12 protein-coding genes and 1 other RNA gene are annotated in these 13,944 nt (G+C 56.3%); 9 read left to right on the top strand and 4 right to left on the bottom strand.

Going from position 1 to position 13,944, the window contains the following annotated elements:
- Positions 1–52 precede the first annotated feature (52 nt).
- Positions 53–1,270: a flagellin lysine-N-methylase gene (gene fliB / locus AB1287_RS02275; protein WP_435616824.1), complete on the top strand. Its 1,218-nt coding sequence runs from the start codon at positions 53–55 to the stop codon at positions 1,268–1,270.
- Positions 1,271–1,311: 41 nt separating this feature from the next.
- On the opposite strand, the gene AB1287_RS02270 is transcribed toward fliB, so the two are convergent.
- Positions 1,312–2,358: a PLP-dependent cysteine synthase family protein gene (locus tag AB1287_RS02270; protein WP_312624912.1), complete on the bottom strand. Its 1,047-nt coding sequence runs from the start codon at positions 2,356–2,358 to the stop codon at positions 1,312–1,314.
- A gap of 116 nt (positions 2,359–2,474) precedes the next feature.
- Between AB1287_RS02270 and AB1287_RS02265 the strand changes: the two genes are divergently transcribed.
- The 5 genes from AB1287_RS02265 to amtB all read left to right on the top strand — a co-directional run bounded on the left by AB1287_RS02265 (position 2,475) and on the right by amtB (position 8,398).
- Positions 2,475–2,945 (top strand): Lrp/AsnC family transcriptional regulator, encoded by a 471-nt coding sequence (locus tag AB1287_RS02265; RefSeq protein WP_312624757.1) that lies wholly within the window; start codon positions 2,475–2,477, stop codon positions 2,943–2,945.
- A gap of 6 nt (positions 2,946–2,951) precedes the next feature.
- Positions 2,952–4,727 (top strand): SmdA family multidrug ABC transporter permease/ATP-binding protein, encoded by a 1,776-nt coding sequence (locus AB1287_RS02260; protein ID WP_435616823.1) that lies wholly within the window; start codon positions 2,952–2,954, stop codon positions 4,725–4,727.
- Positions 4,720–6,498, top strand: a complete 1,779-nt coding sequence (locus tag AB1287_RS02255) for a SmdB family multidrug efflux ABC transporter permease/ATP-binding protein (protein WP_435616822.1) — start codon at positions 4,720–4,722, stop codon at positions 6,496–6,498. Before AB1287_RS02260 ends, AB1287_RS02255 begins: the two co-directional genes overlap by 8 nt.
- Before the next feature lie 244 nt (positions 6,499–6,742).
- A complete protein-coding gene (gene glnK / locus AB1287_RS02250) occupies positions 6,743–7,081 on the top strand; it encodes a P-II family nitrogen regulator (RefSeq protein ID WP_097161518.1) in 339 nt (112 codons plus the stop codon).
- Between the two features lie 33 nt (positions 7,082–7,114).
- Positions 7,115–8,398 carry an ammonium transporter AmtB gene (gene amtB, locus AB1287_RS02245; protein ID WP_312624753.1) on the top strand — a complete coding sequence of 428 codons (1,284 nt, stop codon included), beginning with the start codon at positions 7,115–7,117 and terminating at the stop codon, positions 8,396–8,398.
- A 181-nt stretch (positions 8,399–8,579) separates the two neighbouring features.
- Here the strand turns inward: amtB and tesB are convergent, their stop codons facing one another.
- Positions 8,580–9,440: an acyl-CoA thioesterase II gene (gene tesB / locus AB1287_RS02240; RefSeq protein WP_435616821.1), complete on the bottom strand. Its 861-nt coding sequence runs from the start codon at positions 9,438–9,440 to the stop codon at positions 8,580–8,582.
- 217 nt (positions 9,441–9,657) lie between these two features.
- Here tesB and AB1287_RS02235 point away from each other — a divergent pair, with 217 nt between their 5' ends.
- Positions 9,658–10,227 (top strand): YbaY family lipoprotein, encoded by a 570-nt coding sequence (locus AB1287_RS02235; RefSeq protein ID WP_312624751.1) that lies wholly within the window; start codon positions 9,658–9,660, stop codon positions 10,225–10,227.
- 33 nt (positions 10,228–10,260) lie between these two features.
- Here AB1287_RS02235 and AB1287_RS02230 read toward each other — a convergent pair whose 3' ends face one another.
- The gene (locus AB1287_RS02230) at positions 10,261–10,572 is read right to left on the bottom strand and encodes an MGMT family protein (RefSeq protein WP_312624750.1); all 312 of its coding nucleotides are present in this window, start codon (positions 10,570–10,572) and stop codon (positions 10,261–10,263) included.
- 455 nt (positions 10,573–11,027) lie between these two features.
- On the opposite strand from AB1287_RS02230, the gene ffs reads away from it, so the two are divergent.
- An RNA gene (gene ffs / locus AB1287_RS02225) (signal recognition particle sRNA small type) lies at positions 11,028–11,124 on the top strand.
- 308 nt (positions 11,125–11,432) lie between these two features.
- Here the strand turns inward: ffs and AB1287_RS02220 are convergent.
- Entirely contained in the window at positions 11,433–12,449 is a 1,017-nt protein-coding gene (locus AB1287_RS02220) for a LacI family DNA-binding transcriptional regulator (protein ID WP_435616820.1), read from the bottom strand.
- A gap of 186 nt (positions 12,450–12,635) precedes the next feature.
- On the opposite strand from AB1287_RS02220, the gene hisD reads away from it, so the two are divergent.
- Positions 12,636–13,943, top strand: a complete 1,308-nt coding sequence (gene hisD / locus AB1287_RS02215; RefSeq protein ID WP_312624742.1) for a histidinol dehydrogenase — start codon at positions 12,636–12,638, stop codon at positions 13,941–13,943.
- Position 13,944: the final 1 nt, after the last annotated feature.

Here is a 13,944-nt window from a genome sequence, read left to right as displayed (position 1 = left end):
TAATCTTTTCTGGCAGCGTGCTATTTTTCGCCTTTTACACGTGAAGAATGCTATGCAAATCCATAAAGTGATCAAACCGGAGTTCGTGAAGAAGTTTGCCTGCGTCGGCCCCGAATGCCTGATCTCCTGCTGTCAGGGATGGAAGATATCCATCGACAAGAAAACCCATCATGCTTACCTCAACTCTGAACAGCCAGAAATTGCCGCTCTGGCAAAAGAGAGCCTGCTGCGGGTGCGAAAAGGTAAAAGCAATTATTCGATGATCAAGCTGGACGAGCAGGGACAGTGTCCGTTTATCGACGAAAATAAGTTATGCCTGGTCCACCGGGAGCTTGGGGAAAAGGCGCTTTCAGCCACCTGTTCAACCTATCCACGTTCTAAAATGCGCTACGCTGATGAAACGCGTCATTTAATGACGCTCTCATGCCCGGAGGTTGCGAGGCTGGTGTTGTTCGATGCAGACAGCATGTTAGTACATGAACAGGATGAGCTGCTGGCGAAGGCGAAAATCAACCTTATCGGCCAGCGGCAACCGGTTAATCAAATCCACCAGGTTGTCCATCTCTTTGCCTGGCACCTCCTGCAGGCGCCTTCGGTGAACGTTGAACAGAATCTGATGGCGTTGGCGCACTTTATGGTGTACCTGCAACGCATTGAGTTCGACCTGCACCGCCATTTCGCGCAGGCAGAGCAGCTCCATCAGCAGCTATTAAACGATCTGGCGCATGGCGCGAACCTGATCCATCGCCCATCGGCTACGGACTCGGTTGGACTGAAGGTGCGTGCACTGTCCGTGCTGGGTTCGCTGATCGCGAGAAATAGCGCGAGGGATGGCATTATCGGTGAGGCGCACCGGCAGATGGCAACGTATTTAGACGTCGCCGAAAGTCCGGACCTGCAAGTGCTCGCTGACAAATTTGCCACACTGGATAAGCAATGGCAGCTAGTGTGCCAGGATTCCTGCCTTAGCGCCCCGCATGTGCTGCGTAATTTGCTGACCTACAAAATTTACCACAGCCATTTCCCCGGGGTGGATTACTCAAAGGCCATGCGCCAGGTTTACCGTCTGATCCTCGACTATTTCTATATTAAGCATTTGCTGAGTGTGAAATCGCTGGAAGAAGTGCCGGACGAAAAGGCGGTACTGAAGATCGTGGCAAGTCTTGCAGAGCATACCCTGCATTCGTCAACGATCGACCGCCGGATGGAGAAAGCGATCGATATGATCAATGCCGGGGACGATCTCTCCTGCCTGCTATTGATTGGTTAAAGAAATCGGCGTATTCACCTGAGTGCCTACGCCTTTTATTCTCACCCCAGCCGTTCAGCCAGCTTCGCTTTCCACGATGCCAGCGAGCCAATATTGGCCTCAATCCATTGCGGGTTGTAGTAGGTTTCCAGATAACGTTCACCGCTGTCGCACAGCAGCGTGACAATGGAACCTGTCCGGCCTTCACTGCGCATCTGAGCAGCGATTTCGAGTGCACCCCACATGTTGGTGCCGGTCGATGCGCCCACTTTGCGGCCCAGCTGCGTTTCCAGCCAGTGCGCGGTGGCAACGCTCGCTGCATCCGGCACGCGCAGCATATTATCGACCACGTCAGGAATAAATGACGGCTCCACGCGTGGGCGGCCGATCCCTTCGATTTTACTGCCCACCGGGCTGCGAAGCGTGGCATCGCGGCTTTGCCAGAAGTCCATAAACACTGAATTCTGCGGATCGACCACGGTTAACTTTGTGTCATACCCCTGACAGCGAATATAGCGTCCAATGGTGGCCGACGTGCCGCCGGTACCCGCGCTCATCACGATATGCGACGGAACGGGATTCGGCTCATGCTGCATCTGGCGGAAAATGCTGTCGGCAATATTATTGTTGCCGCGCCAGTCGGTTGCCCGCTCGGCGAAGGTGAACTGATCCATATAATGGCCGTTCAGCTCGCGGGCGAGCTTCTCAGACGCCTCATAGATCTCACAGGCGCTTTCCACAAAGTGGCAGCGTCCGCCGTAAAATTCTATCTGCTCAATTTTGCGCTTTGCCGTGCAGGAGGGCATGACGGCGATAAACGGCAGGCCGAGCAGGCGAGCGAAGTAGGCTTCGGAGACGGCGGTTGAGCCAGACGAAGCCTCGATAATCGTGGTGCCTTCCTTTATCCAGCCGTTGCACAGTCCGTATAAAAACAGCGAGCGCGCCAGGCGGTGCTTCAGGCTGCCGGTCGGATGTGTGCTCTCGTCTTTCAGGTAGAGCTGAATGCCCGGAAACCCGGGCAGCGCCAGACGAATCAGGTGCGTGTCGGCAGAGCGCTGATAGTCAGCGTTAATCTCACTGATGGCGTGTTTTACCCAGGTGCTGTTCATGGTGCTTTTTCCGTTTGTCATTTTGTGCCCAGCTTACTGGAAAGCACGGAAAAAATTGTTGCTATCTGGCCTTTGAAATACAATAGGAAGAGAATAATTTTCTCTGTGATGGGCTGATGATAGATAAAATTGACCGTAAGCTGCTGGCGCTGCTGCAGGAGGACTGCACCCTCTCTTTGCAGGCGCTGGCCGATGCCGTTAATCTGACCACCACTCCCTGCTGGAAACGCCTCAAACGTCTCGAAGACGAAGGCATTTTACGCGGTCGGGTGGCGCTGCTGGATGCGGAAAAACTGGGCCTCGGGCTCACGGCCTTCGTGCTGATTAAAACCCAGCATCACAGCAGCGAATGGTACAGCCGCTTTGTGTCCCAGGTGACGCAAATGCCGGAAGTGTTAGGCTTCTGGCGCATGGCGGGCGAGTACGATTATCTGCTGCGGGTTCAGGTGGCGGACATGAAACGCTACGACGATTTTTATAAACGACTGGTGAACAGCGTACCGGGGTTATCTGACGTCACATCCAGCTTTGCGATGGAACAGATCAAATACACTACCGCGCTGCCGATCGAATCATTCTCTGGGTAATTCTGCGTGCGATTATTTGCTCAACTCAGCTGGTACTTCCGCCGGGAGTGGCGTCGCTATCTCGGTGCTGTCCTGCTGCTTATTATTATTGCCATTCTGCAGCTTATCCCGCCGAAGGTGGTGGGCTACGTGGTCGATGGCGTAACAAAAAATCACTATACCGCCACGCGAGTCATGATGTGGGTGGGCACGCTGGCGCTGATTGCGGTGGTGGTGTATCTGCTGCGCTACGTCTGGCGCGTGCTGCTGTTTGGCGCGTCCTACCAGCTTGCGGTGGAGCTGCGCGAAGATTATTACCGCCAACTCAGCCGCCAGCATCCCGAATTTTATCTGCGCCACCGCACCGGGGATTTGATTGCCCGCGCCACCAACGATGTTGACCGCGTGGTGTTTGCCGCAGGTGAAGGCGTGCTTACGCTGGTGGACTCGCTGGTGATGGGCTGCGCGGTGCTGATCGTCATGTCCACGCAAATCAGCTGGGAGCTGACGCTGCTGGCGCTGCTGCCAATGCCGATCATGGCGCTGGCGATCAAACGCAACGGCGACACGCTGCACGAGCGCTTTAAGCTTGCGCAGGCTGCCTTTTCCGGCCTGAACGATCGCACGCAGGAAAGCCTGACCAGCATCCGCATGATCAAAGCCTTTGGCCTGGAAGACAGGCAGTCGGCGCAGTTTGCGGCAGATGCTGCGGACACGGGTGCAAAAAATATGCGCGTAGCCCGCGTGGATGCACGTTTTGACCCGACGATCTATATCGCCATCGGTATGGCAAACCTGTTGGCCATCGGCGGCGGCAGCTGGATGGTGGTGCACGGCAGCCTGACGCTCGGGCAGCTCACCAGCTTTATGATGTACCTCGGCCTGATGATTTGGCCGATGCTGGCGCTGGCCTGGATGTTCAACATCGTTGAGCGTGGCAGCGCGGCCTACACCCGTATCCGCGCCATGCTGGCGGAAGCGCCGGTGGTGAACGACGGTAGAGAAGCGCTGGCACCTGAACGCGGCACCCTGGCCGTGGATATCCATGAGTTTCGCTATCCACAAACGGATAAACCCACCCTTAGCAACGTGGCGTTCCGCCTTGCTCCGGGCCAGATGCTGGGCATTTGTGGTCCGACGGGCGCCGGGAAGAGCACGGTGCTGTCGCTGATTCAGCGTCATTTTGACGTGACTCAGGGTGATATTCGTTTTCAGGATAAGCCGCTGACTGTGCTCCAGCTTGACGGCTGGCGTAGTCGTCTGGCGGTGGTGAACCAGACGCCGTTCCTGTTTTCCGACACCGTCGGGAACAACATTGCGCTGGGTAATCCGGGGGCCACGCAGGAAGAGATTGAGCACGTGGCGCGGCTTGCCAGCGTGCATGAAGATATTCTGCGCCTGCCGCAGGGCTACGATACTGAAGTCGGCGAGCGCGGTGTGATGCTCTCGGGCGGGCAAAAACAACGTATCTCCATTGCCCGTGCGCTGCTGCTGAACGCGGAAATCCTGATCCTCGACGACGCGCTTTCCGCCGTCGACGGGCGGACCGAGCACCAAATCCTGCACAATTTGCGGCAATGGGGCGAAGGGCGCACGGTGATCATCAGCGCCCATCGTCTGTCGGCGTTAACCGAGGCGAGCGAAATTATCGTCATGCAGCACGGACACATTGCCCAGCGCGGCGCTCACGAGCAGCTGGCGACGCAGCCGGGCTGGTATCGCGATATGTACCGCTATCAGCAGCTGGAGGCGGCGCTCGACGACGTTCCGGAAGAACAGCGCGAGGAGGAAGCCGATGCGTAATTTTGGACAGCTCTGGCCGACGCTGAAACGCCTCCTGGCGTACGGTTCACCGTGGCGCAAGTCCCTGACTATAGGCATGGTGATCATGTGGATTGCCGCCGCCGCAGAGGTTAGCGGCCCGCTGCTCATCAGCTATTTCATTGATAACATGGTGGCGAAAAGCGACCTGCCGTGGGGCATTGTCGGCGGCCTTGCAGCGGCCTATGTCGGATTGCAGCTGCTGGCGGCGTCGCTGCACTACGTGCAATCACTGCTGTTTAACCGGGCGGCGGTGGGGGTGGTTCAGCAGTTGCGCACGGACGTGATGGATGCCGCGCTGCGCCAGCCGCTCAGCGAATTTGACGTGCAGCCTGTCGGACAGTTGATTTCCCGCGTGACCAACGATACCGAAGTGATCCGCGATCTCTACGTCACCGTGGTCTCCACGGTTCTGCGCAGCGCAGCGCTGATTGGTGCAATGCTGGTGGCGATGTTCAGCCTCGACTGGCGCATGGCGCTGGTGGCCATTGCCATTTTCCCGGCGGTGATTGTGGTGATGGTGATTTATCAACGCTACAGCACGCCAATTGTGCGCCGCGTGCGCGCCTATCTGGCCGATATCAACGACGGCTTCAATGAAGTCATCAACGGCATGAGCGTTATCCAGCAGTTCCGCCAGCAGGCGCGCTTTGGCGAACGCATGGGCGAAGCGAGCCGTTCACACTACATGGCGAGGATGCAGACGCTGCGCCTGGACGGTTTCCTGCTGCGCCCGCTGCTGAGTTTATTTTCCTCGCTGATCCTGTGCGGCCTGCTGATGCTGTTCGGCCTGACCACCAAAGGCACCATTGAAGTGGGTGTGCTGTACGCGTTTATCAGCTATCTCGGGCGCCTCAATGAGCCGCTGATTGAACTCACGACTCAGCAGTCGATGCTGCAACAGGCCGTGGTAGCGGGGGAGCGCGTCTTTGAGCTGATGGATAAGCCACGCCAGGTTTATGGTCACGACGCTGCGCCGCTGCAAAGCGGATCGATTGAAGTGGATAACGTGTCGTTTGCCTATCGCGGCGACAGGCTGGTGTTGCAGGATATCGATCTTACCATTCCGACGCGAAGCTTCGTGGCGCTGGTCGGCCATACCGGCAGCGGAAAAAGCACGCTCGCCAGCCTGTTAATGGGCTATTACCCGCTGACCAAAGGCGAGATTCGCCTTGACGGACGGCCGCTCCCTACGCTCGATCACAGCGTCCTGCGGCAGGGCGTGGCGATGGTACAGCAGGATCCCGTGGTTATGGCCGATACGTTTTTTGCTAACGTCGCGCTTGGGCGCGATATCAGCGAAGAGCAGGTCTGGCAGGCGCTGGAAACCGTGCAGCTGGCGGAATTGGCCCGCGGTATGAGTGACGGGATATATACCCAGCTCGGCGAGCAGGGCAATAATCTCTCCGTTGGGCAGAAACAGCTGCTGGCGCTGGCCCGCGTGCTGGTGGATACGCCGCAAATCCTGATCCTTGATGAAGCGACGGCCAACATCGATTCCGGCACCGAGCAGGCCATTCAGCACGCGCTGGCGGCAGTTCGTCAGCACACAACGCTGGTGGTGATCGCACATCGCCTGTCGACAATCGTGGAGGCGGACACCATTCTGGTGCTGCATCGCGGGCAGGCGGTAGAGCGTGGCACGCATCAGCAGCTGCTTGAAGCGAAAGGACGTTACTGGCAGATGTATCAGCTTCAGCTGGCCGGCGAAGAGCTGGCGGCCAGCATCGAAGAAGAGTCACTTATCGCTTGATGCACCACCGTTAAGCATTTTGCTAACACCAGCGCGCGCTGGTGCATTCCCTCGACGCACCATGCACTACGCTGGTGCGTTTTTGTTTCATCTCCCGCCTTATGACTCCTTCATCACGAATTTGCCTGCTACGCATCCCACAGAAACCGTCGGAAAACGCTGATTTTTTATTTCTGGCACGCTGCTTGCTTTACCTCATACGTGTTAGCTGCGGCCATTACTGAATTCTGACTGGAGGGGATCTATGAAGCTGGTTACCGTGGTGATTAAACCATTCAAACTCGAAGATGTTCGTGAAGCACTGTCTTCAATTGGTATTCAGGGGCTGACCGTGACCGAAGTAAAAGGTTTCGGACGTCAGAAAGGGCATGCCGAGCTCTACCGCGGTGCCGAGTACAGCGTCAACTTTTTACCAAAGGTGAAAATTGACGTGGCGATCGCCGACGATCAGCTTGAGGAAGTGATCGACGTGATCAGCAAAGCGGCCTACACCGGCAAGATTGGCGACGGCAAAATTTTTGTCGCCGAGCTGCAGCGCGTGATTCGCATTCGTACCGGCGAAGCCGACGAAGCGGCTCTGTAATTCTCAGACCACACAGTGATAGGGATCGAGAACATGAACAAAGTACTGAAATTTGCCCCTGGTCTCCTGGCTCTGCTGCCGGGTCTGGCGATGGCGGCGCCTGCCGTCGCGGATAAAGCTGACAACGCTTTCATGATGATCAGCACCGCGCTGGTGCTGTTTATGAGTATCCCCGGCATCGCGCTGTTCTACGGCGGCCTGATCCGCGGGAAGAATGTCCTCTCTATGCTGACGCAGGTCACGGTCTCCTTCGCGTTGGTCTGCGTGCTGTGGGTGGTTTACGGCTATACGCTGGCCTTTGGCACCGGCGGTAACTTCTTCGGCAGCTTCGACTGGGTGCTGCTGAAAGGCATCGACATTAAAGCGCTGATGGGCACCTTCTATCAGTACATCCATGTCGCTTTCCAGGGCTCCTTTGCCTGTATCACCGTCGGCCTTATTGTTGGTTCTCTGGCGGAGCGTATTCGCTTCTCCGCGGTACTGATCTTCGTGGTGGTGTGGATGACCTTCTCCTACGTGCCGATTGCGCACATGGTGTGGGGCGGTGGTCTGCTGGCGACGCATGGTGCTCTGGACTTCGCAGGCGGCACCGTGGTGCATATCAACGCCGCCGTAGCGGGTCTGGTTGGGGCTTACCTGGTTGGTAAACGTGCGGGCTTTGGCAAAGAAGCGTTCAAACCGCATAACCTGCCGATGGTCTTCACCGGCACGGCAATCCTCTACGTGGGCTGGTTCGGCTTCAACGCCGGTTCCGCGAGCGCGGCGAACGAAATTGCGGGTCTGGCGTTCGTGAACACCGTAGTAGCAACAGCAGCGGCGATTCTGGCCTGGGTCTTCGGTGAATGGGCGCTGCGCGGCAAGCCTTCTCTGCTGGGTGCCTGTTCCGGTGCCATCGCGGGTCTGGTTGCGGTAACGCCTGCCTGTGGCTATATCGGCGTGGGTGGTTCGCTGATTGTCGGGATCGCAGCCGGTCTGGCTGGCCTGTGGGGCGTCACGGCGCTGAAACGCTGGCTGCGCGTGGATGATCCTTGCGATGTATTCGGCGTGCACGGCGTCTGCGGTATCGTTGGTTGCATCCTGACAGGCATCTTCGCGGCGACCTCACTGGGCGGCGTGGGCTATGCGGAAGGCGTAACCATGGGCCATCAGGTTCTGGTGCAGCTGGAAAGCGTCGCCGTCACTATCGTCTGGTCTGCGGTTGTTGCCTTTATCGGCTACAAGCTGGCTGACCTGACCGTGGGCCTGCGCGTACCGGAAGAGCAGGAGCGCGAAGGGCTGGACGTCAACAGCCACGGCGAGAATGCTTATAACGCTTGATTGTTGAATAATCTCCATAGCGACAAAAGCCTCCGATTCGGAGGCTTTTGTTTTTGGGGCATCAGTTATCCCCCTCTCCCTGACCCTCTCCCGCAGGGAGAGGGAATTGTTGAGCTCCATCTTTACTCCCCTCGCCCTATGGGAGAGGGGCTGGGGGAGAGGGCAGCAGACCGCACTATTGTCAGCTGCGGTTACGCATCACTCCTTCCTGCACGGTCGAGGCCACCAGTACGCCGTCCTGAGTGTAAAACTCGCCGCGTACAAATCCGCGGGCGCTGGACGCTGACGTGCTCTCCACACTGTACAGCAACCACTCATTCATATTGAACGGACGGTGGAACCACATGGAGTGGTCGATGGTGGCAACCTGCATCCCTTTTTCGAGGAAGCCGACGCCGTGGGGCTGCAGCGCAACGGGCAGGAAGTTGAAATCGGAGGCGTAGCCCAGCAGATACTGATGTACGCGAAAATCATCGGCTACCGTGCCGTTGGCGCGGATCCACACTTGTCGTTTCGGTTCAGCGACGTGGCCTTTCAGCGGGTTGTGGAACTCGACCGGGCGGATCTCCAGCGGCTTGTCGCATAAAAACTTCTCTTTCGCCTGAGGTGGCAGCAGATGCGCAAGCTGGCGGGCGATATCGGTTTCCGATGGCAGAGAATCAGGTGCCGGAGCGGGCGGCATTTGCTTTTGATGCTCGTAGCCTGGTTCCGGAGCCTGGAACGACGCCGTCATGTAAAAAATCGGTTTGCCATGCTGAATAGCCGCAACGCGACGGGCGCTGAAGCTGTTGCCATCGCGCAGCACTTCCACGTCATAAACGATCGGCTTTTGGCTGTCTCCCGGACGGAGGAAATAGCTATGGAATGAGTGCACCAGCCGATCGGCGGGAACGGTTTCTTTAGCGGCGTACAGCGCCTGACCGACAACCTGGCCGCCAAAAACCTGACGTAAGCCCAGATCCTCACTCTGGCCGCGGAACAATCCCTCTTCGATTTTTTCGAGATTTAACAGGGTTAGCAGATTAGAGAGAGCCTGACTCATAAATGTCCTCAAAGATAAAAAGACCGCGCGGTACGCGGGAATAGCCACAGTATAACGCAGTTTTCGAAGTGGTCCGATGGGTGCAATTGTCTGAATAACGGCGCGATTACAGGCAAAAATCTGAGATCTGTGCCACACTTACTCCGTCACAAATGTTTTAACTACGCACTCTCGCAGGATTTCATCCCGCGAGCGCATGGATGATAAGGAGAACATAATGAAACTCGTGCACGTGTTAAGTGGTTTAGCGGTTGCGGTGGCACTGTCCGCCTGTGCTCAGAAAAGCGCGGATATTAAAACCCCAGCGCCAAGCCCAAATCCCTCTGAGGCTACACAGCCTGTCATTCAGCAACCTAACGTTTCTGGTACGGTGTGGATCCGCCAGAAAGTGGCTCTGCCACCGGATGCCGTCCTGACCGTTACCCTGTCGGATGCCTCACTCGCCGATGCGCCTTCAAAAGTGATTTCGCAGAAGGTGACGCGTACCGAAGGGAAACAGGCACCGTTCAGCTTCGTGCTGCCGTTTAACCCGGCCGATATCCAGCCGAACGCGCGCATTCTGCTGAGCGCTGCGGTAACGGTAAACGATAAGCTGGTGTTTATCACCGATACCGTACAGCAGGTGATTAACCAGGGCGGGACCAAAGCCGATCTGACGCTGGTGCCAGTGCAGCAAACCGCCGTACCGGTGAATGCGACCGGAGGTGCTGCAACCACAGTTCCATCGACATCCCCGACGCAGGTGAATCCTTCTTCTGCCGTCCCGGCGCCAACTCAGATTCCTTAACGGCGCTTTCCCTCCTCCGCCCGGGGGAGGGAGTCAGTAAATCCAGCGATACTTCTGCATATCAATTTTTCCACTGCCCGATACCTGAACGCCTTCAGAGAGCAGCGCCTGGCGCTGGCGCTGAAGATCCGGGCCGGTCAGTGAAATATTACCATGACGGTTAACGACACGATGCCAGGGTAGCGTTGATCCTTCCGGTAATCGGCGCAGCACACCACCGACCTGACGAGCCGCGCGGGGTGACCCGGCGAGCCGGGCGACCTCACCGTAGGTGGTGACCGATCCTTCGGGGATTGCAGCGACAATTTGCCACACCCTGTGCGGGAATGTATCAACAGGTTCCATTGCGCTTTCCTGAGGGGAAAAGCACAGAATAATGGAGGCTCCGGGGGATGTGAAGCGCGACGTTAGTCTGGCTGCTGGAAGGTAAACTCCAGCACCAGGCCAATCACCTGCGAGGCGCCTGGCGCAAATTTGTCGGGTTTGACCATTTGATTTTCAAGGAATTTCAACTTTCTGGTTGCGGTGCTGTAGGCATCGGTAGCATCAGTGGTGAAGGCGGTGATTTGATCATGATTGACCCCATAAAGAAGAGAGAAACACCCAGAGTATCGGATAGTCTGAACGCTGCCCGGCGATTTGCTGGAGCCACTTCGCAATATCGACACGTTCCCAAAAAAGGGGAGATGGAGAACACATCGGACAATAAACCATCATCCGGACCGCCGTGGGTTGCAATTGCCGGGCCGCACAGGGATAATGCGCCAGCGCGTCAGAAATGACGCTCTCAATGGGGGCTCTGTTGGTTCTCCCGCAACGCTACTCTGTTCACCAGGTCAGGTCCGGAAGGAAGCAGCCAGGGCAGACGACGTGTGTGCCGGGATGTAGCTGGCAGGGCCCCCACCCATTTCTGGGTAAGTACTTGATAGCTAACGGCTAAAGTACTGCAATTCCTCCCCCATAGCCTTAGTGGTACAAAAACGGTGTATCACCAGTAGGCTGCACGATGTCTCTTATGCTCTCCCGTCATGGGAGCTGGTACTACCATCCTTACTGCGTACCGCAGTCCATCCCGTAATCTCTAAATCAACCAGAGAGAGTTGCTAACAAAGAAATGGCAGGTCCTAAAGATATACCTCATTCTGGGTCGATCATTCTGGTATTAGAGCAAAATGAATTAGTACGTGGCATAACGGGGAAGGGCACTATACCGGAAGGCGGGCGCTATGGCGTACCACCAGCTTGCCGGTCAGGACCTGTTGCACGGCGGGAGAGCCCGGGTCGGCAAATTGCTGGGTAATGATGCGCACGGCGGAGTTCACCATTTCGTCCATGGGCTGAACATAGGTGGTGAGTTTGAATAACGGCCAGTCAGCCATCACAATATCATCAAAACCAATGATCGATATGTCTTGTCCAGCCACCAAACCGAACTCGCCGACCGCCACATTCAGTGCGCCGATCGCCATAATGTCGTTGGCGCAGAAGAGGCCGTCGGGGCGTTTTTTGCCCTTGAGCAGACTGCGTGTCGCTTCCATCGCGGTTTCAAGAGTGTACAAGCCCTGGACTCTTAGCGGCGGTGCCACGCCGTGCCACTGCAGACGTTCAATGAATCCCTGCTCACGGTCGCGGCTGGTGGAGGAGGTATCCAGCCCGGCCATAAAGGCCAATTGACGGTGTTTACCCGCCACCAGAAAATCGGCGATTTGCGCGCCGCCTCGAATATTGTCGCTGGTCACACTGGAAACATTTTTGCTGCCATTGGTACGATTTAAAAGCAGTACCGGCAGGCCATTTTGCTGACATTCTTCGGCAAAACGTGAAGAGAGCATGGTGGAAACCAAAATCAGCGCTTCGACCCGATGGCGCAATACATCTTCCATAATCGGGTCGGTACTGCCATCACTATGCATGGAAAAAAGCAGGATGCTATATCCCATCTCATTGAATACATATGATAATTTGTCAACCAGGCCCGCATAAAACGGATTCATCAAGCCGGGCACGACCACGCCAACCAGGTTCGAGCGGCGAGTTATCAGCGAGCGGGCGACAAAGCTTGGGCGATAGCCAAGCTGCGCTGCAGCTTCTTTGATTTTCTCACGGGTGGAGGCCGAGACTTTTCCCCCTTCGGTGAAAGCACGTGATACCGCAGATTGTGAAACACCGGCCAATTTCGCGACATCGTAACTGGTGACGGGGCGGCGCATGCGTTCAGACATAAAGAGCTCCCTTCTGATAAAAATACCGTGAACGACATTATGGGGGATTGCAGCGGCGATGCATAATTTTTGCGATCCGTGTTGCATTCGAATGCATTAGGGGTTTATTTCCGTATTTAGCCGTGACTATATATGTATTGCATTCGAATTCATTTACCGTGAGCGACACATTCTGGAGTAAAAATTATGGCAAAGTGGCTTAAACAAGGGGCAGAAGCAGAGGCGATTAAAACTGCAGATCGCAAGGTGCGGGAAACGGTAGAAAGTATTCTGGCCGATATTGCCGAACGCGGAGATCAGGCAGTTCGCGAGCTTTCCATTCGTTTCGATAACCTTGATCGTGACAGCTATCGGCTGACCAAAGAAGAGATTGCAGACTGCTACGAGCAGCTGTCAGAACGCGATATTGCTGATATCGCCTTTGCTCAGGAGCAAGTGCGCAATTTTGCCCGGCACCAGCGCAACAGCATGGTCGACATTGAAGTTGAAACCCTGCCGGGGGTGATCCTGGGCCATAAAAACATCCCGGTTAACGCGGCTGGCTGTTATGTGCCGGGGGGAAAATATCCTCTTTTGGCGTCGGCCCATATGTCGGTTATCACGGCCAAAGTGGCGGGCGTGCCGCGCATCATCACCTGCGCGCCGCCTTTTAACGGTAAGCCTGCGCCCGCCATTGTGGTGGCGCAGCATATGGCGGGAGCCGATGAAATTTACTGCCTCGGCGGCATTCAGGCCGTGGCGGCAATGGCCATTGGCACCGAATCCATTTCCCCTGTCGATATGCTGGTGGGACCCGGCAATGCCTTTGTGGCCGAAGCCAAACGTCAGCTGTTCGGACGCGTGGGGATTGACCTGTTTGCTGGACCGACGGAAACCCTGGTGATTGCCGATGACAGCGTTGATGGCGAACTCTGTGCCACTGATTTATTAGGCCAGGCCGAGCACGGGCCGGACTCTCCGGCCATTTTGCTGACCACTTCAGAAAAACTCGCGATAGAAACGCTGGCGGAAATTGAACGTCTGTTGGAGATTTTACCTACGGCACACATCGCGCGGCAGTCTTGGGCTAAATTTGGCGAAGTGATCGTAGCCGAGAATGATGAAGAAATGCGTGATATCGCCAACGGGCTGGCTTTCGAACATGTTCAGGTGATGACGCGCAATCCTGACTGGTTTTTACAGAATTTGAGTAATTTCGGTGCGCTGTTCCTTGGCCCACGCACCAATGTGGCCTATGGCGACAAGGTCATTGGCACCAACCATACATTGCCGACCAGGCAAGCAGCGCGTTACACCGGCGGCTTGTGGGTAGGCAAATTCCTCAAAACCTGCTCCTATCAAAAAGTGCTGACGGATGAAGCTTCGGCCTGTGTCGGCGAATATTGTTCGCGCCTGTGTGCACTGGAAGGCTTTGCCGGTCACGGCGAGCAGGCCAATATTCGTGTTCGCCGCTATGGTCATAAAAATGTTCCTTACGCCGGTATTGTTGAATAAG

Origin of the sequence: Scandinavium sp. UTDF21-P1B, assembly GCF_040750395.1 — a bacterium.
GTDB lineage: Bacteria > Pseudomonadota > Gammaproteobacteria > Enterobacterales > Enterobacteriaceae > Scandinavium.
Note: the sequence above shows the minus strand (reverse complement) of the source record. Positions and strands in the feature narration are given on the sequence as shown.